An 18,255-nucleotide genomic window follows, 5' to 3' on the forward strand; every position below is an offset into this window, starting at 1 on the left:
ACTTTTACCATTCAAATCAATTTTATTATGTCGGAAACCGTACTGTCTTTAAAAGATGTAACTATATACCAGGAAGGAAGAGAAGTTTTAGCTCACGTAAATTTGGACGTAAAACATGGTGAGTTTTTATATATCATTGGTAAAACAGGTTCTGGAAAAAGTAGTTTCATGAAAACACTTTATGGTGATTTACCGCTAACTCAAGGTGAAGGACATATTGTTGAATTTGATTTGGCGACTTTAAAAGAAAGCGAAATTCCGTATTTGAGACGTAAAATTGGAATCGTGTTTCAAGACTTTAAGCTTCTTCCAGACAGATCGATCAAAGAAAATATGATGTTTGTGCTCAAAGCAACCGGTTGGACGGTTAAAGTAGATATGGAACATCAAATTGATGAAGTCCTTGATAAAGTAGGAATGAAAGGGTACGCACATAAAATGCCACATCAAATTTCTGGTGGAGAGCAACAACGTGTAGCCATTGCAAGAGCTTTATTAAATGATCCCGAATTTATTCTTGCCGATGAACCGACTGGAAATTTAGATCCACAAACTAGTGCTGAAGTATTAGAATTGCTGAGAAAAATTAATGCCAACGGAAAAACTATTATTATGGCAACGCATGATTATGCTTTGTTGATGAAGTTCCCCTCTAAAACTTTAAAATGTGAAGATGCACGTATTTTTGAAGTAGTTCAGAAAACCGTGTAATGCTCTCCATTTTAATTCCAGTTTACAATTACGATGTTTACCCGCTTGTTCGAGAATTAAAAAAGCAAGCTGACAGTTTAGGAATTGTTTATGAAATAATAGTTCAAGATGATGTAAGTCAGAAATTTATTTCGGAAAATACAGCAATAAATTTGTTACCAAATTGTACTTTTTCCGTTAATAGCGAGAATTTAGGTCGTGGAAAAAACATTAATTTACTATGTTCATCATCAAAACATGACTATGTACTAATTATGGAAGCGGACGCGCTACCAGAAAGTGAGTTCTACCTTAAAAATTACATTTCTTTATTATCGGAATTTTCTACAATAATCTTTGGAGGAGTTAAATATTCTAATATTATTCCACCAAAAGAAAAAATACTTCGTTGGAAATATGGAATAAGTCGAGAATCGAAAACTTTGGATTATAGACTTCAAAATAAGTACGATTTTGTATTCACATGGAATTTACTCCTAAGAAAAGAAATTCTTTTAAAAAATCCTTTTCCTGAATTCATCCGTGAATATGGTTATGAAGATGCTGTTTTTATGAAAACACTACGTGTAAATTCCATTCCAGTACTTCACATTGAAAATCCTCTAATCCATTATAATGATGAAAACAGTATTGATTTTATAAAAAAATCGGAAAGCGCAGTGAATACTTTACACCAATTAATTAGCAATAAAAAAACAGAATATAAAGACATTAAATTGAGTTCTATTTATTCCATTTTAAAAAAGTTTTATCTAATTGGTGTCGTGAAAGTAATTTATACTAAAAACAAACAACGTATTTTAAATAACTTAACGTCTGAAAATCCAAATTTATATTTGTTTGATTTTTATAAATTGGGATATTACAGTATCTTAAAATAAAATCTAACCTATGACATTTTTTTCGGTAATCGTTCCGCTCTATAACAAAGCAGCGTATATTGAAAACACATTAAAAAGTGTTCTAAATCAAACTTTCAAAGATTATGAAATTATTGTAATTAATGATGAATCTACCGATGAAAGTAAAACTAAGGTACTCGAGTTCAATGATGAAAAAATTCAACTTTACACTCAAAAAAATCAAGGCGTTTCTGTAGCTAGAAATCTGGGAATTGAGAAATCTCAAGGAAAACTTATTGCATTTTTAGACGCCGATGATTTTTGGTTTCCGAATCATTTACAGGAATTAGCTGACTTATACCATAATTTTCCAAATTCTGGAATGTACTGCTCTCGCTATAAAATTAAAACTACCAAACATCATTTTCAATTTCCTTATTTTAATGGAATTGAAAATTCTTATCGTGGAATTATAGACAATTACTTTTTTTCAAACTTTCCATATAGAATTTCGTGGACTTCTTCTTTGGCCATTCCAAAAAAGACTTTAGAAAAAATAGGAGCATTTACACCTGGAGTTACAAATGGTCAAGATTTAGAGTTATGGACTAAAATTGGAATTAATTATCCCGTTGCAATTACCAATAAAATAACAGCTATTTACCATTTCGATATTCCAAATAGCTTGGCGAAAAACAAGATTGGTTTAATGAAATTAATGGACTTTGAACAATTTGAAATTGCGGAACAACACGATTCTAATTTAAAAAAAAATTTAGATCAATACCGAATCGAATATGGACTTCGTTATTACATTTTTGGTTATACCGATAAAACAAACTTCTATATCAAAGATATTGACCTCAAAAAAAGTTATTTTAAAATTTGGGCTTTATTCCAAATACCACCATTTTGTTTACGTATTTTATTTAACTTTAAAAATTATATAAAAAAAATAGGTATTGATTTTTCTATTTATGACTAGCATAGATTTTAAACTCCTCAAAATCTCTAATATAATCTTCTTCAATATAAACTTCTGAAGCAATTACCAAACAAACAGATCCTGAAGAAAAATTATTTAATTCTCGCCAAATTCCGGAATTGATAAGCAAGCCATAATTGGGTTTGTTTAGACAGATTGTTTTTTTTTCTTTTCCATCATTTACAATAACGTCAAAACTTCCGCTTAATGCAATAAGGAATTGTTTCAAATTTTTATGAGCATGACCACCTCGTTCAGAGCCGCTTGGAACATCGTATAAGTAATAAACACGCTTTATTTCATAAGGAACAATATCGTTTTCTATTACAGAAATATTCCCTCTTGGTTCTTCTATTTTTGGAATTTCAATGATTTGAATATTCATAATAAATTATTTTTTTCTTTTTCTAAAGAATTTAATTTTCGTATTCCATGTTTAGCATTTCGAACAACAGTAACTAGGTTTTTTAATTTAATTTTTTTTTGTTTCAAATCAAATGCAATTTTTAGAACTAACCAAACAAAATACAAATCAGGAAATATCCTTTTGTAAAAAGCTCCTAAATTATAATATTTCTTGGATAGTATAATTTTGTCTGCTGTAGATTTATCACTATGAGTAACAATTGTTTCATTATAAAAAATCAACTTTTTTTCATCTCTCTTCATTTCCATTAAAAAAAGAGGTTCATCTCCTAAATCAAAAAAAGAATTTAAACCAAACCATTCATTAAACTTTGCTTTTTGAATTGATAAATTGGGGTTTTTCAACGTAATTTCGATAGTTCCACAATTAAGAATTGTAAAAATAGAAATAGGATTTTGGATGTTTTTGGGATATTTCTTAAATAAAACAGTATCATTTTTTTGGATTTGGAATAAAATCGCGTCAGCATTATGAAATAAATTGTATGCTTTAAGAATTGTTTCTTTTGTTGTAGTTAAATAATTTACATCATCATCTGTAAAAACCAACAACTTTTTCTTCGCATTTTCGAGAGCTATATTTCTACTTTTTGCTACTCCAATTTCAAAAGAATTTACAACTCTTACTCCTTCATCATTAGATATTAAAATATTATCTTTAGTTGTTTGATTAACTATCAATAGGTTGTTTAGAAGATAACCGTTGGGAAAAATTGACTCCAAAAAGTCAAGAGAATTTCTATTTTGGGTCGAAATTAAAAACTCAATGTCGTTAATAGTATAAATCTCTTCCAAGTATTTTTTATCTTTGGGCAAATGTATAAATATTATACAAAATCCATAATTATTTGTTTTATAAAAAATTAATATTAAAACAAATACACGTCTACTTGAAATAAATCTATTCAATTATCCCTATTTTTGATTTTTTTCAAACACTAATTTAATTCCAGAAACAACCTTTTTAATTTTATGCAAAACCATCCATTAGTTAGTGTTATTTGTTTGTGTTATAATCATGAGGAATTCGTAGTAGAGTCATTAAATTCAGTTTTAAACCAAACCTATAAAAACATAGAATTAATTATTATCGATGATAACAGCAATGATAATTCTAAAGAAACCATCGAAATTTGGCTTAAAAAATATCCTAACGTTGTATTTATTTCAAATGAAACCAACCTAGGGAACACTAAAACTTTCAATAAAGCATTACAGCTAGCAAAAGGTGATTACATAATAGATTTAGCAGCCGATGATGTTTTACTTCCCATTTGCGTTGAAAAACAACTAAATACTTTTTTAAATTCTAAATCAAAAAATTTAGGAATTGTTTACGGCAACGCTGAATTAATATCCGATACCAATACTCATCTTAGATACTATTATGATGTAAATACTGAAAAAAAAGCAATACAAAAACCTTCTTCAGGAGATATTTATTTAGCCATGTTAAACCAAAGCAGCATGATTTGTTCGGTTTCTTCAATGATAAAAAGAGAAGTTTTAAATCAACTAAATGGCTATGACGAAAATTTAGCTTATGAAGACTTAGATCTATGGATTAGAACTTCGAGAAGTTTTAATTTTGATTTTATTGATTCTATATTAATTCAAAAAAGAGAAATCCAAGGCTCGCTTGGTTCACAATTTTACACGAAATTAAATTCAAAAACTCGAAAATTAAATTATTCCTCTTACCTCGTTATTAAGAAAGCCATTGCGCTAAACAAAACTAGAGCAGAGAACAAGGCGCTCTTAAAACGGCTTCATTATGAAATGACAAAAGCCTACCAATCTCTTGATATTTGGCTTTTTATAAAATACATCCCTTTAGAACTAAAATTAAGGTTTTGCTAAAAAATTATCTACTTTCACTCTTCCCTATCAAAAGTATTTTCCCGTTTTATTGTTTTTATAATTTCTAATCGAAAAGAACTGTAATCTAAGCTTTTCATTTTTTTTATATACTTGTAATATAAATATTCAATTTAAAAAATTTAAAATAAACTTTTCCTAAAATAGATTGCCAACACTAATAAATAAACAAAATTATCAAAAGTTTGAGACATGACAACTCCTTTTACTCCAAATAAAGGAACTAAATAATTACTCAAAAAATAAAATACCGCAAGTGAGGCAATTTCTGAAATAATAAAAGCCATTGTCATTTTTTTAGCAAAGAATTGATAACCCAAAATCAAAGCTGCAGCTTTTAAAAAATCACCCATTAATTGCCATAAAAACAAACTTGTAACTGGAAGAAATTGACTAGTGAAAAGTAATTTAATAATAAAAAAACGAGCAAAATAAATAACAATTAAAACCACTATAAATAAGGTTAAAATGTTTTTATAAAAACTCCAAAAAACGGTTTTAGTCTCTTCTCTATTTTTGGCTACAGCTAATTTAGGAAAAAAATAAACCGATAATATTGTGGTAATAAACATCATGTAATAAGTCGAAATCCGAGTTATGGTTTCCCAAAAACCTGCTTGTTCCAATCCTACAACAACGATCACATTTTTTCGTATCGCTAAAAAAACTAAAGGTCCTAAAACCGAAGAAACCAAAGCCATTAGTGAATACGACGATAAATTTTTTATAATTCGAAAATCAAAATTGCGAACTCGAATCATTTCAAAAAAACGAAATTCTTTATTGATAAAATAAAAGATTACAAAAAACAACAAGGCGGGTGAAATCACAATTGAGAGTAAAGCACCCAATGTTTTTAAATGCAAAATCATATAAAGAGAAACTAATAACCCTATCAAATTCCCTATTATGTTTACCCAAATAACCTGCTTGAATTTACCCAAACCATTCAATAACGAAAGTAAAAAAACAGAAATAGCATACCAAGGTAAAGCCAATGCAATTGCTTTAAAAATGATTTGATAGTCAAAATGATTACCGAAAATTTCTTGGTTCCAAAAGTCAGCCAAAAAATATAAAACAAAACTAAAAATGACTGCAACAACTACTAAACTGACAAACACGGTGGCAATTATTTTTTGAAGTTTATTCAGATTTTCTTTCTCTTCAGCAACATATTTTACAATTCCATTTTGGAATCCTAAACTAGAAATACTTTCTAAAGACGATGAAAAATTTCGAAGATTTCCTACCAAAGCCATTCCGCTTGGGCCAACAAAAACAGCCAATAACTTTGAAGTAATTAGTCCTATTCCTATTTTTAATAGTACACTCAAACTATTTAAAGAAGTGATTTTAAATAAATTTGTTTGCAGTATCTTTTTAATGAAATCCAATTTAATAGTTATTTAAAATTGAAATCACAAAACCTACCTCATCTACTGTCATTACAGGATTAATCGGCAAACTCAAAACTTCCTTATGAATTTTCTCCGTAATAGGGAAAGATAGATTATTCCAGTCTGAAAATGCTTTTTGTTTGTGAGGCGGAATAGGATAATGAATCATCGCTTGAATTCCATTTTCTAATAAATAGTGTTTTAATTCATCTCTTTTTTCGGTTCGAATGACAAACAAATGAAACACGTGATTGTTTGACAAATCCCAAAAAGGCAAACTAATTTTATCATTTTTAATTTCAGACAAATAGCGTTTTGCAATGGTTCGACGATGTTTGTTATCAGCATCTAAATTGGTTAGTTTTACATTCAAAAAAGCCGCTTGTAATTCGTCTAATCTTGAATTCATACCAATATATTCATTCTTATATTTGGTTTCAGAACCATAATTCCGAAGGGATTGAATTGTTTTTGCTAATGCAGAATCATTAGTCGTAACCGCTCCGCCATCACCTAAAGCACCTAAATTTTTCCCAGGGTAAAAACTAAAAGCAGCAGCATCAGATAGATTTCCTGATTTTCCAAAATCGTAAACTGCCCCGTGTGCTTGAGCTGCATCTTCGATTACTAATAAGTTATTTTGACTCGCAATGGCGTTAATTTGATTCATTTCAGCCAATTGTCCGTACAAATGAACCGCAAGAATTGCCCTTGTTTTTGCTGTTATTTTCTCTTGAATTAAATCGGGATTAATGTTGTAAGTTTCTAATTTTGGCTCGACCAGAACTGGAACCAAATCGGCTTGCAAAATAGCCAAAATACTCGCAATATAAGTATTCGCTGATACAATTACTTCGTCTCCTTTATGCAATTCACCTAATTGAATATATCCTTTGAAAATTAAAACCAACGCATCTAAACCATTGCCGACGCCAATGCAATATTTTATTCCGCAATAGTTAGCAAAATTTTTTTCAAAAGCAGCAACTTCATTACCCAAAATGTACCAACCATTTTCTAAAACTGATTTCAATTTTTCTTGAAAACCAGTTTCATAAGTCGCATTTACTTTTTTTAAGTCGAGAAATTGTATCATTTCAAAATCGTATCTAATGCATTAAAATTTGACGTTTCTACTTCGGAAAAATCTTGAACAATCGTACTTGCGCCGAAACTTTCTTTCCAATATGATAACCCTTGATTTAGTTTTCTGCCTTGATTTTCATTGGAAATTCCAAAATCAAAAAAGTGCTTCTCTTTAAAAACAACTGTAATTAAATGATGAAACAATAGATCCAATCCGCCTAGTTCATTTTTTCCTTCTTTACCCGAAATATATTGACAATGCGCTACGTTCTCGCTTTCAAAAATTGTAGTTCCCGCAATAATACTTCCATTTTCATAAACGTTAAACTGCCTTATTTTATTTGGAAAAAAAGATTTTAATCTAGTAATTTCTTCCAAAGTATGAACTGGCTTAGCTTGGTATTTATCCGCTAAATTTGGAATTAATATTTCATTCCAATACTCATCAAAATAAGAAACTTCTTTTACTAGTAAACTATTTTTGATACCGTTATCGACGCCTCTTTTTCGAAGTTTGGAAAACGAATAGGGCTTTGTTAAATCAGTAACAGCCAAAGTATCTCTTCGAATCAACAGCGCATCGGCTAAAAACAAAGCATAATTTAATTCCTCAGCGGGCTTTTGATGATAAATAGATGGAAGTAATTTGAGTTGTAATTTTTGAATCTTATTGTCATTCAAAAAAGACAAAACGCATTTAAAAACTTCAATGAACGAAGCTAATTTCAGTTTCTCATTATAAACCAACCCACCATACGTTAATCCTTGATGCGAATACACATCTGAATTTACAATATTTGCAGGTAAAACGGCTACTAATTTTTTGTTTTCATAAATTAATAACGAGAAATCTTCAAAGCGATCGCTATGATATTCCATAAAATTACGATTGAATAAAAAAGTAGCATTTGTAGCTTTTGCTATAAATTCATTCCAAACCGTACGATTTTCTTTCGTATAGCGTTTTACTGTAAAGTCTTTCATTCTGATTTAACTTCTAAAGACGGCAAATACCATTTAAATTTCACAGCCATTAATCGAAGTACAATAATTACAATGGAAGTAATCAAGTATAAAATATCGTTATTGAGATTAAATTCTTTCAAAGCAAAAAATACAATTCCGCCAATAATACAAATAGTTGCATAGATTTCTTTATGAAAAATTACTGGAATATCATTACACAAAATATCGCGAGTAACACCTCCAAAACATGCCGTCATCGTGCCAATGGCAATGCAAATTACGGGATGCAAACCTACATTTATCCCTTTTTCGAGTCCGATCAATGTAAAAACACCTAATCCGATGGTATCAAATAAAAACAAAGAAGTTCTCAGCTTATCAAATTTTTTTCGAAAAAGAATAGATAGAAAAAAAGCTAAAATTATGATGTAAACGTATTCCAAATTGAGCATCCAACCTACCGGAGTTCTACCAATCAACACGTCACGCAATGTTCCGCCACCAACCGCCGTTACAAATGCAATAATAAAAACTCCAAATGGATCTAGTTTTTTGTTCATAGCCGTTAAAGCGCCAGACATCGCAAAGGCCATTGTCCCAATAAGATCTAATAATTCGAACATTGATTTTTTTTAAGTAATTCTAAGTTTTATAGTTCTTCGTGTTTGTAAAGAACGAATTTGCAGCAGTAATTTGCTACATGCTTTGAGTGTAAAAATTATAATCTTTTAAAATTACCCGAACAAAATCGGCTTTAGAATCCGTTTGATTTTTAATTCCAGTAACACTTTCAACTTTTGTCACTAGCTTTTCAACTGTTTCAAAATCATGTTTGAGTTGTGCGCGCTCAAAAGTTTCCTTAATAATGCGCACATCATTGTCGGATAATTTTATCACTAAAGGATACGTTGGTATATACGCTTCTCCAATTTCCTCCAAAATAGTATGACTAATATTAACGTCATTTTTTAATGAAATTACTGCCGTTCCTGCGACCATATCGCCCAATCTTTGATTGTTTTTACTTGTCACTACGGTAGTAATTGCAATAATTCCGTTCATTATCGAAATATCAATAATTCTAAAAAACCAACGCATTAGATAATCACCAAAACCTGCTTGATATCCATCGAGTTTTACGACTTTAATTTTACTTAATTTTTTTCCAAACGTTTGTCCTTCAAAAATACTTTCTAATGTAATCGTGTAAATTATAACTGGAAAATAAAAAAACAAAATAATGGCAAAAATAGACCACTGATCTAATTCGTTAAATAAATCTTTTATTCCGAAATAATAAAAAAACACGGTAAAAACTACGATTCCGTAAGCAATCTTAATAATTAAATCTATAAAATAGGCCAACATTCGGTCTCCTACTGAAGCCGCTTTGAAATTTATTACTACATTTTGTGTAGTTGTTATAGATAATTCTGACATATTTTATATTTTAGCCTCTAATGAGAGAAATTGCTTTTATAAAACAAAATAAAGAAAAATGGCTAGACTTTGAATTAGCTATTTTTGGTAAAGCTAAAAAAAATCCTGATGAGTTAGCTAATTTATACATTCAAATGATGAATGACTTGGCTTACGCACAAACCTATTATCCTAAAAGTAAAACGGTTATCTATCTAAATTATTTAGCGTCACAGATCTATCAAAAAATTTATAAAACTAAAAGGACAGAAAAAAATAGACTTGTCTACTTTTTCAAGACTGAAGTTCCGCTTTTGCTTTACGAGTATAGACGCTATTTATTCTATGCTTTTGTACTGTTTTTTGCTACTGTTGCGATGGGCGTAGTTTCGGCAAAATTCGACGCTGATTTTGTTCGACTTATTCTCGGCGATAGCTATGTAAACATGACGTTAGAGAACATCAAAAAAGGAAATCCTGTTGCCGTCTATAGCTCTGGTAGCAATTGGGGTAGTTTTATTGGTATTACGCTCAACAATATTTACGTAGGTGCAAAATGCTATCTCTACGGTGTTTTTGGTGGCATTGGCACGTTTTATATTTTTTTACAAAACTGCATCATGATCGGTTCTTTTCAGTATTTTTTTTATCAAGAAAATGTGTTTTGGGAAAGTGTTCGTGGGATTTGGATACACGGTTCTATGGAAATTTTTGCGATTGTAATTGAGGCTGCAGCTGGTTTTATATTAGGTGCTGCTATTTTATTTCCACGAACTTATTCTCGTTTTAATTCGTTAAAAATAGGTTTTAAAACTAGTTTTAAAATCTTTACAAGCACTTTCCCGTTTACGATTTCAGCTGGATTTTTAGAAGGGTTTATCACACGCTATTCTGCTGACATGCCTAATTGGCTGAGTGTTGGAATCATCCTAATTACCCTCGGAATTATTTCATTTTACTATTTGATTTACCCTCATATTATTCACAAAAAAAACAGCCAAATAAATGTTCCAACTTTATAAAAAAAGAAATTTTAGCGATTTTATTTCCGACACCATTACTTTCTTTAAAATCTACGGAAAACATTTTTTCAAAAACTATCTTTTAATCAATGGCGGTTTTTTACTCGTACTCTGTTTCCTAATGTACTTTATTTTTAAGGTATATTTTGAAGTAGTGTTTTCTTCTATTGGAACCACTAACTCAGACTATTTTTCGCAATATTTTAATTCGAATTCAATTCTTTTTATTGGCACTTTAATCTTGTTCTTTTTGCTCATTATCATTATTTCGATGCTGAATTTTGCGTATCCCGTTTTATATTTACATTTCATATCTAAAAATCCTGAAGCTAATTTTACGATTAAAGATATTACTACCGCATTGACCAAAAATACAGGACGATTACTGGTTTTTATTCTTGGTCTAGTTTTTATTATCTTTCCTTTGTTAATGCTTCTTTTTACACTTTTATTTTTAATGATCTTTATTATAATCGGTTTGCCGTTACTTTTAATTGCTATGCCAGCTGTTTTGGCTTGGATTAATTTAAGTTTTTACGATTATCTAACCGAAAAAACAGGCTTTTTTAGAGCGTTTAAAAATGGATTTCTGCTGCTCAAGCAACAGTTTTGGACAATTGTAGGAACCACCTTTGTTATGCTAATGTTGATTCAAATTGTGCAAGGTATCATTACGATGGTCCCTTATTTCATCGGAATTATTTACTTTTTTAGTTCGGGTCAAACGAATATGAGTGATCCCGAAAGTGAAGGACTGGCAACCATGGGCATATTTGCAGCTGTAATTATGATCTTGGCTGTTTTACTGAGCTATTTTTTCAATAATTTAGTTTTAATCAACCAAGGTTTAATTTACTACAGCTTACGCGAAGAAAATGAAAGCACTTCATTAATTAGTAATATTGATTTAATAGGAGCTGATAATGAATAAATGTTTTATTTTTATAATACTTTTCTTTACTTCTTTTTTGACCCAAGCGCAAGAAAGTTCGCTAATTGAAGAGACGGGAACAGCATTGCATACTACCGATTCTTCGCGAATAATTCAGTTGGACTCGAGTACTATTTCGAAAAAGTCATTTGTAAAAAACTTTAAAGACAGTTACAAAGAGGCTGATTTTATGTACGAATTTAAAACGCCCGAAAAAAATGCTTGGGATCGTTTTAAAGATTGGCTGGCACAACTATTTCAAAAATTATTTCAATTTAGCAGTAACGAAACCTCAGTAAATTTGGTGAAAATTGTTTTGAAAGTCATTGCTGCTGCTGTAGTTATTTTTGTAATTTATTTAATTGTAAAAGCGATAATTAATAAAGAAGGGCAGTGGATTTTCGGTAAAGATTCGCACAAAAAAAACATCAATTATTCTGATATTGAAAAAAATATCCATCTGGCTGATTTTGAAAAACTGATTCAAGAAAGTTTACAGTCGGGTCACAAGAGAATAAGCATTCGTTATTACTATTTATGGCTGCTTAAAACAATGGCGCAGCACCATCATATTAAATGGGACATCGAGAAAACCAATACCGATTATTTGTATGAATTAAAAAATCAAGCGCATAAAGAAGAGTTTGGTTACCTTTCGTATGTCTACAATTATATTTGGTATGGCGAATTTGAAATCGACGAAAATACTTTTGTAAAAGCAGAACAACGCTTTAAAAAAGCCCTAAAAACTTTCAGCAATGTCTAAAACTATAAAAATATATATTGCCATTTTAGTACTGTTGTTAGTTCTTATTTTGGTGATCGATTACAACCGCCCTAAACCAATTGACTGGCGCCCAACTTATGGTATAAATGATAAAATTCCGTTCGGAATGTACGTTTTCAATAAGGAATCTCAAAAACTTTTAAAGAATGATTCTATCGAAAAAATTAACGAAACTCCGTATGAATTTCTAGACAGCAATTACGTTCCTGATAGCATTGTAGGAACTTACCAATTACAAGGAACACTACTTTCTATTGCTAAAAACGCACCAATTGATGACGAATCTTGGAAAGAAATTTTTTACTTTGTAAGTCACGGTAATACGGCATTTATAAGTACTACCTCAGTGCCTAAAATTTTTAAAGACAGTCTTAAAATAGAACTAGATGTCGATTACAGTTATCAGTCTAGCAGTTACAACTGGATTCAAAATCCACAATTAGGATCTCAAAAATACAAGTTAATAGAAGAAGGCAGTGCAAGCTATTTTAAATCTTTTGACACCATAAACACAACTATTTTAGGCTATCAAGAAACCGACTCGATTCGTGCGAATTTTATAAAAACTAAATTTAAAAACGGCCAATTTATTGTGCATTTACAACCTGCTGCTTTTACTAATTTTCATTTATTAAAAAGCAATACATATCAATATACAGAAAAAGTAGTCTCGTATATTCCTGCCGGAAAGGTGTTTTGGTTTTTAAAGTCGAATGCGAATGACTCTATATCGAACTCACCTTTGCGTTACATTTTTAGTCAGCCCGCACTAAAATGGGCTTGGTATCTGTTCTTAATCGGAATGGTAATTTTTATGCTTTTTAATGCCAAACGGAAGCAACGTATAGTTCCTATAATTGAGCCGCTGCCCAATTTGACAGTCGATTTTACCAAAACCATCGGTAATTTGTATTACCAAGAAGGTGATCACGACAATATTATTGAGAAAAAAATTATTTACTTTTTAGAAAAAATCAGAAATGAATATTTACTGGACACTCAAAAACTAGACGAATCTTTTATTCTGAAATTGCATCAAAAATCAGGAAAAGAAGAAAGCACTATTCGAGAAGTTGTGCTGCTAATTACTGATTATAGACAAAACAAACATCAAAGTGTGGAGGAAGATTTGATCAAAATCAACAATGCCATCGAAAAAATTTTAAATTAAATAAAAAATAACCCAAATATATGGACGATAATACACCACAAGAAATAACCAATCAGAATCTGAATTTCGAAAATCGCTTGGATCTTGCGCCACTTTTAGCGCACATCAACGCCATCAAAAAAGAACTAGGCACGGTAATAGTCGGACAATCTAAAATGATCGACCAGCTATTAGTTGCTATTTTGGCTAACGGTCACGTTTTACTAGAAGGAGTTCCAGGTGTTGCAAAAACCATTACTGCCAAATTATTGGCAAAAACGTTAAATATTGGTTTTAGTCGCATTCAGTTCACGCCCGATTTAATGCCTTCGGATATTTTAGGAACGTCTGTTTTTAGCATTAAAAACTCTGAATTTGAATTTAAAAAAGGCCCAATTTTCTCTAACTTAATTTTAATTGATGAAATCAATCGTGCGCCAGCCAAAACGCAAGCCGCTTTGTTTGAAGTGATGGAGGAACGACAAATTACAATTGATGGTTCTCAATATATTTTAGAAACTCCGTTTTTGGTAATTGCCACTCAAAACCCAATTGAACAAGAAGGAACGTACCGTTTGCCAGAAGCACAACTAGATAGATTTTTATTTAAAATCACGATTGACTATCCAAAATTAGACGAAGAAATTGCCATCATTCAGCGCGAGCATACGTTACAAAATCACGGCAAACTCGAAGCCATACAAACTGTTCTTTCGGGCATTGAAATAAAGAACTATCAAGATCTTGTAAAATCGATTGTGGTGGAGCAAAATTTATTAGAATACATTGCTCGCATTGTAGTGAACACACGTGAAAATGCTTTTTTATATTTAGGTGCATCGCCGAGAGCGTCTATTGCAATCTTGAATGCAGCCAAAGGCTTTGCTGCCATAAACGGTCGTGATTTTGTAACTCCAGAAGACATTAAAGAAGCAGCAATTCCGGTATTGCAACATCGTGTAATTGTGACTCCAGAACGCGAAATGGAAGGAATAAGCAGTCACGAAATCATCAAACAAATACTAGAAAGCGTAGAAATTCCGAGATAGACTAAAGAAATGAATTAGCAAATTTAATAAAAATATTATGGCAAATTGGTTCGAAAACAATGCTACTAAAAGTATTATCACTTATTCTGTCCTATTGATTGCTGCAACTTGGGCATTTTACAAATTTACTTTTGAAGAAAGTAAAATAGATAATTATAAAAGTCAAATTGAAACTAAACAAGCAACGATAAGTCAATATCAATCAAGAATTGAATATCTTGAGGAAGAAAATCTAAAGTTTAAATCTGAGCTTAAAGACTTTGAAGATTGGAATTCTAAGTCCGAGAACCCAACACTATTTTATAAATCACAATATGAAAAAACAATTTTAAGTAGAAAAGATTCTACATATAACTTAAAGAAAATTTCAAGCTTGAAAAATATATTAATAAATAAGAATGAAAGTTATATTAATAAAGAATTAGATTTAATTATCGGTCTTACAGATGTTTCTGTAAATTATGGTTCCGTTCTTAATATTAGTTACGGGAACAATATTAACAATAATTATGAGAACAAAAAAGTTGGAGAAACTTTATTAATTAAATCTGAAAAAGGTCAATTAAAAATAACTATTAATAAAGTTAATTATATCAATTCAATTATAGAAATATCTATTCACAAATAAAAACTTATACATTTACTATAATCTCTTCTTTGATTATATATTTATCATAAATATTATTAAGTACAAGATTAGAAGATAAAACTCGATAAAAAATTTGAAACTACTTAAAAACTTATACATCAACAACCTATTTTTCTATGTGCTTTTAGGCATGATTGGTTTGTTTATTTGTGCTTTTATATTTCCGAATTTATACAATGCCGTTTGGTATTTGGTGCTCGTATTAGTTAGTTTTTTACTGTTGGATTTGGTACTGCTGTTTTTGAGTAAAAATGGTATTGAAGCACACCGAATTACACCCGAAAAACTATCCAATGGAGATAATAACCCAATTCGGGTGACGATCAAAAATCACTACACTTTTCCTATTGATATCAGCATTATTGATGAAATTCCGTTTCAGTTTCAAATTCGAAACTTCAAAATTAACCGCAACATAAAAGCTTCCGCGAAAGACGAACTGCAATACGAATTGCGTCCAACGGAAAGAGGCGAGTATTTTTTCGGAAACTTGAATGTATATGTTTCATCGCCATTGAAACTCGTTTCCAGACGTTTTACTTTTGATAAAAACGCAATGGTTCCAACTTATCCTTCGTACATTCAGTTGCGTAAATACGATTTAATTGCTTTTTCTAATACACTATTTCAATACGGAATAAAGAAGATTCGTCGACTTGGACATACAATGGAATTTGAACAAATTAAAGAATATGTTGCTGGCAATGACGTTCGAACCATAAACTGGAAAGCAACGGCCAAGAAAAACGGACTGATGATTAACCAGTTTCAAGACGAAAGATCACAATCGGTTTATATGATTATTGACAAAGGACGTGTCATGAAAATGCCTTTTAACGGTTTGAGTTTACTTGATTATGCCATTAATGCAACCTTAGTTTTATCGAATGTAATTTTAAAAAAACAAGATAAAGCGGGTTTATTTGCTTTTTCTAAAAAAGTAGAGAATCGTGTTTTTGCCGAAAAAAGAGGTTCACAAATGCAGAAGATTCTCGAAACTTTATACAATATTAAAACTGACTTTTTTGAAAGTGATTACAGTAGATTGTATGTTGATATTAAGAAAAATATCAACCAACGCAGTTTGCTAATTTTATATACCAATTTTGAAACTTTGGATGGTTTGCACAGACAATTACCGTATTTAAAAGCCATTGCTAAAAGTCATTTGTTAGTAGTAGTCTTTTTTAGCAACACCGAATTAAATGTGATTATCAATAAAAAAAGCGAAACCATTCAGGAAGTCTATGATAAAGTGATTGCGGAAAAATTTGTTTTCGAAAAGCGTTTAATTGTTGTGGAACTTAAAAAATACGGAATTCATTCCGTTCTCACCCAACCCGAAAATCTTACACTAGACACCATCAATAAATATTTAGAGATTAAGGCCCGAGGAATTTTATAATGGTTTATTTCAAATCATTACTTTTTTAAAAATGCTGTTAGAATTAACAATTGATATTTAATCATTTCTTAAAATCCTCAGTACCTTTGAAACTTAGCACCTCAGAACCTCTAAAAAAATGAAACAAATTACTTCTGTACAAAATCCTTTTATAAAATCATTAGTATTACTTCAAGAAAAAGCAAAAGCCCGCAAAGAGTCAGGCACTTTTTTGATTGAAGGATTACGCGAAATATCGATTGCCATAAAAGGTGGTTACGCCATAGAAACCGTACTTTTTGTACCCGAAATATGCAGCGAACAAGAAGTAAAGCAAGTCGTTGTGTATGCTGAATTAATTGAAATTTCGAAAGAAGTCTATCACAAATTAGCGTACCGCGATACTACTGAAGGAATTTTGGCGATTGCAAAGACTAAATCACTGCAATTAAAAAATTTACAATTATCTGACAATCCACTTATATTGGTTGCTGAAGCACCTGAAAAGCCCGGAAACATTGGTGCTTTGTTGCGTACGGCCGATGCTGCCAATTTGGATGCTGTGATTATTGCTAACCCAAAAAGTGACTTATACAGTCCGAATATTGTACGTTCTAGTGTGGGATGCTTATTTACGCGCCAAATTGCTACAGGAACTACTACCGAAATTATTGCCTTTTTAAAAGAAAAGAACATTAATTTTTATTGTGCGACATTACAAAATTCAACTTCATACGATACTCAAAACTTTACCAAACCAACTGCCTTAGTGGTAGGAACAGAAGCTACAGGATTGACGCAAGAGTGGCGCGATGCCGCAACTCAAAATATTATTATTCCGATGCAAGGAGAAATAGACAGTATGAATGTCTCCGTAGCTGCAGCCATTTTAATTTTTGAAGCCAAACGCCAACGTGTTTTTTAGACGAACTCCATTTAAAATTCTATACTTATGAAAATAATATATTTTTATATTGTTGCTAATGGCTACAACTAATGTAGTTTGTGCCCAACATATTATAGCTAAAGAATATATTGTACTCAATCAAGTAATGCCTGACATACTTCGTGATAAAAACAATATAAAAGAAGATTCTCTCGCTTTGTATGTAGAAAGTTTACTTTTTATTAATCAACAACTTTTTTTTCTGAGAAAGCTTTTGATTCTTTATAATTAGAGCCCTATAAGTAATTCGGACAAAAAAGATAAATAGATTAGCTAAAAAAATAGATTTTAAATATTTGGTTGGTCAAAAAAGAGATGTTTTAGTTTGGGATTTTAATAGGTTAAATTATTCGTTCAAAAAATACAATCACAAAGAACAATCACCGAGCCAATTTAGAGTAGTTATTGCTTTACCTATTTGTAGTAAAGATAAAAAAACTGTTTTTATCTTCCACATCAAACCTTGTGACTATATGAATTGTGGAGCTACGGCTGTGACAGTATATAAAAAAGGCTGCAATGGTCTTTGGAAAAGATAGGTCGATTTTCAAGTCGGTTTTGATTAGTATGCTTAATTACAAATAATGGCAAAACAATAATATTGTTATTTTATCGATCTCTTAA

Annotated in this window: 20 protein-coding genes; 13 read left to right on the plus strand and 7 right to left on the minus strand. The window is 30.7% G+C overall.

Translation table 11 applies throughout. From position 1 onward, the window contains the following. Positions 1-27: 27 nt before the first annotated feature. Genes AP058_RS09795 through AP058_RS09805 form a run of 3 tightly spaced genes read left to right on the plus strand, consistent with a single transcriptional unit; the run spans position 28 to position 2,538 of the window. Positions 28-711 (plus strand): cell division ATP-binding protein FtsE, encoded by a 684-nt coding sequence (locus AP058_RS09795; RefSeq protein ID WP_066309903.1) that lies wholly within the window; start codon positions 28-30, stop codon positions 709-711. Continuing rightward, entirely contained in the window at positions 711-1,592 is an 882-nt protein-coding gene (locus AP058_RS09800) for a glycosyltransferase (protein WP_066309905.1), read from the plus strand. Before AP058_RS09795 ends, AP058_RS09800 begins: the two co-directional genes overlap by 1 nt. A 10-nt stretch (positions 1,593-1,602) precedes the next feature. After that, on the plus strand, positions 1,603-2,538 hold the full coding sequence (locus AP058_RS09805) for a glycosyltransferase family 2 protein (protein WP_066309908.1): 936 nt from the start codon (positions 1,603-1,605) through the stop codon (positions 2,536-2,538). Here AP058_RS09805 and AP058_RS09810 read toward each other — a convergent pair. Beyond that, complete coding sequence (locus AP058_RS09810) at positions 2,525-2,923, minus strand: FdtA/QdtA family cupin domain-containing protein (protein ID WP_066309911.1); 399 nt, start codon at positions 2,921-2,923, stop codon at positions 2,525-2,527. The genes AP058_RS09805 and AP058_RS09810 overlap by 14 nt on opposite strands. Beyond that, positions 2,920-3,873, minus strand: a complete 954-nt coding sequence (locus tag AP058_RS09815) for a glycosyltransferase family 2 protein (protein ID WP_157492681.1) — start codon at positions 3,871-3,873, stop codon at positions 2,920-2,922. The genes AP058_RS09810 and AP058_RS09815 overlap by 4 nt, the downstream gene beginning before the upstream one ends. Before the next feature lie 63 nt (positions 3,874-3,936). On the opposite strand from AP058_RS09815, the gene AP058_RS09820 reads away from it, so the two are divergent. After that, the gene (locus AP058_RS09820; protein WP_066309916.1) at positions 3,937-4,824 is read left to right on the plus strand and encodes a glycosyltransferase; all 888 of its coding nucleotides are present in this window, start codon (positions 3,937-3,939) and stop codon (positions 4,822-4,824) included. A gap of 140 nt (positions 4,825-4,964) precedes the next feature. On the opposite strand, the gene AP058_RS09825 is transcribed toward AP058_RS09820, so the two are convergent. The 5 genes from AP058_RS09825 to AP058_RS09845 form a co-directional block, all read right to left on the minus strand. Further along, positions 4,965-6,239 (minus strand): O-antigen translocase, encoded by a 1,275-nt coding sequence (locus AP058_RS09825; protein WP_157492682.1) that lies wholly within the window; start codon positions 6,237-6,239, stop codon positions 4,965-4,967. 1 nt (position 6,240) lies between these two features. Continuing rightward, on the minus strand, positions 6,241-7,338 hold the full coding sequence (locus AP058_RS09830) for a DegT/DnrJ/EryC1/StrS aminotransferase family protein (protein ID WP_066309918.1): 1,098 nt from the start codon (positions 7,336-7,338) through the stop codon (positions 6,241-6,243). Then, positions 7,335-8,312 carry a hypothetical protein gene (locus AP058_RS09835; protein ID WP_066309921.1) on the minus strand — a complete coding sequence of 326 codons (978 nt, stop codon included), beginning with the start codon at positions 8,310-8,312 and terminating at the stop codon, positions 7,335-7,337. Before AP058_RS09835 ends, AP058_RS09830 begins: the two co-directional genes overlap by 4 nt. Continuing rightward, positions 8,309-8,917: a trimeric intracellular cation channel family protein gene (locus AP058_RS09840; protein WP_066309924.1), complete on the minus strand. Its 609-nt coding sequence runs from the start codon at positions 8,915-8,917 to the stop codon at positions 8,309-8,311. Before AP058_RS09840 ends, AP058_RS09835 begins: the two co-directional genes overlap by 4 nt. Before the next feature lie 73 nt (positions 8,918-8,990). Continuing rightward, positions 8,991-9,734 (minus strand): RDD family protein, encoded by a 744-nt coding sequence (locus AP058_RS09845; protein WP_066309927.1) that lies wholly within the window; start codon positions 9,732-9,734, stop codon positions 8,991-8,993. A gap of 20 nt (positions 9,735-9,754) precedes the next feature. Between AP058_RS09845 and AP058_RS09850 the strand changes: the two genes are divergently transcribed. From AP058_RS09850 to AP058_RS17000, 9 genes are all read left to right on the plus strand, one after another. Then, the gene (locus tag AP058_RS09850) at positions 9,755-10,735 is read left to right on the plus strand and encodes a stage II sporulation protein M (RefSeq protein WP_066309930.1); all 981 of its coding nucleotides are present in this window, start codon (positions 9,755-9,757) and stop codon (positions 10,733-10,735) included. Positions 10,736-10,985: 250 nt separating this feature from the next. Beyond that, positions 10,986-11,666, plus strand: a complete 681-nt coding sequence (locus AP058_RS09855; protein ID WP_157492685.1) for a hypothetical protein — start codon at positions 10,986-10,988, stop codon at positions 11,664-11,666. Beyond that, entirely contained in the window at positions 11,659-12,432 is a 774-nt protein-coding gene (locus AP058_RS09860; RefSeq protein ID WP_066309936.1) for a DUF4129 domain-containing protein, read from the plus strand. The genes AP058_RS09855 and AP058_RS09860 overlap by 8 nt, the downstream gene beginning before the upstream one ends. Then, a complete protein-coding gene (locus AP058_RS09865) occupies positions 12,425-13,624 on the plus strand; it encodes a DUF4350 domain-containing protein (protein WP_066309938.1) in 1,200 nt (399 codons plus the stop codon). The genes AP058_RS09860 and AP058_RS09865 overlap by 8 nt, the downstream gene beginning before the upstream one ends. A 20-nt stretch (positions 13,625-13,644) precedes the next feature. Beyond that, complete coding sequence (locus tag AP058_RS09870; RefSeq protein WP_066309940.1) at positions 13,645-14,652, plus strand: MoxR family ATPase; 1,008 nt, start codon at positions 13,645-13,647, stop codon at positions 14,650-14,652. Between the two features lie 37 nt (positions 14,653-14,689). Further along, positions 14,690-15,280: a hypothetical protein gene (locus tag AP058_RS09875; protein ID WP_066309941.1), complete on the plus strand. Its 591-nt coding sequence runs from the start codon at positions 14,690-14,692 to the stop codon at positions 15,278-15,280. A 94-nt stretch (positions 15,281-15,374) separates the two neighbouring features. After that, complete coding sequence (locus AP058_RS09880; protein ID WP_082706627.1) at positions 15,375-16,706, plus strand: DUF58 domain-containing protein; 1,332 nt, start codon at positions 15,375-15,377, stop codon at positions 16,704-16,706. A 118-nt stretch (positions 16,707-16,824) separates the two neighbouring features. Next, on the plus strand, positions 16,825-17,610 hold the full coding sequence (locus tag AP058_RS09885; RefSeq protein WP_066309948.1) for an RNA methyltransferase: 786 nt from the start codon (positions 16,825-16,827) through the stop codon (positions 17,608-17,610). Between the two features lie 58 nt (positions 17,611-17,668). After that, positions 17,669-17,863, plus strand: a complete 195-nt coding sequence (locus AP058_RS17000) for a hypothetical protein (RefSeq protein ID WP_066309949.1) — start codon at positions 17,669-17,671, stop codon at positions 17,861-17,863. Positions 17,864-18,255 lie beyond the last annotated feature (392 nt).

The sequence above is a fragment of the Flavobacterium sp. TAB 87 genome (assembly GCF_001529295.1).
Taxonomy (GTDB): Bacteria; Bacteroidota; Bacteroidia; order Flavobacteriales; family Flavobacteriaceae; genus Flavobacterium.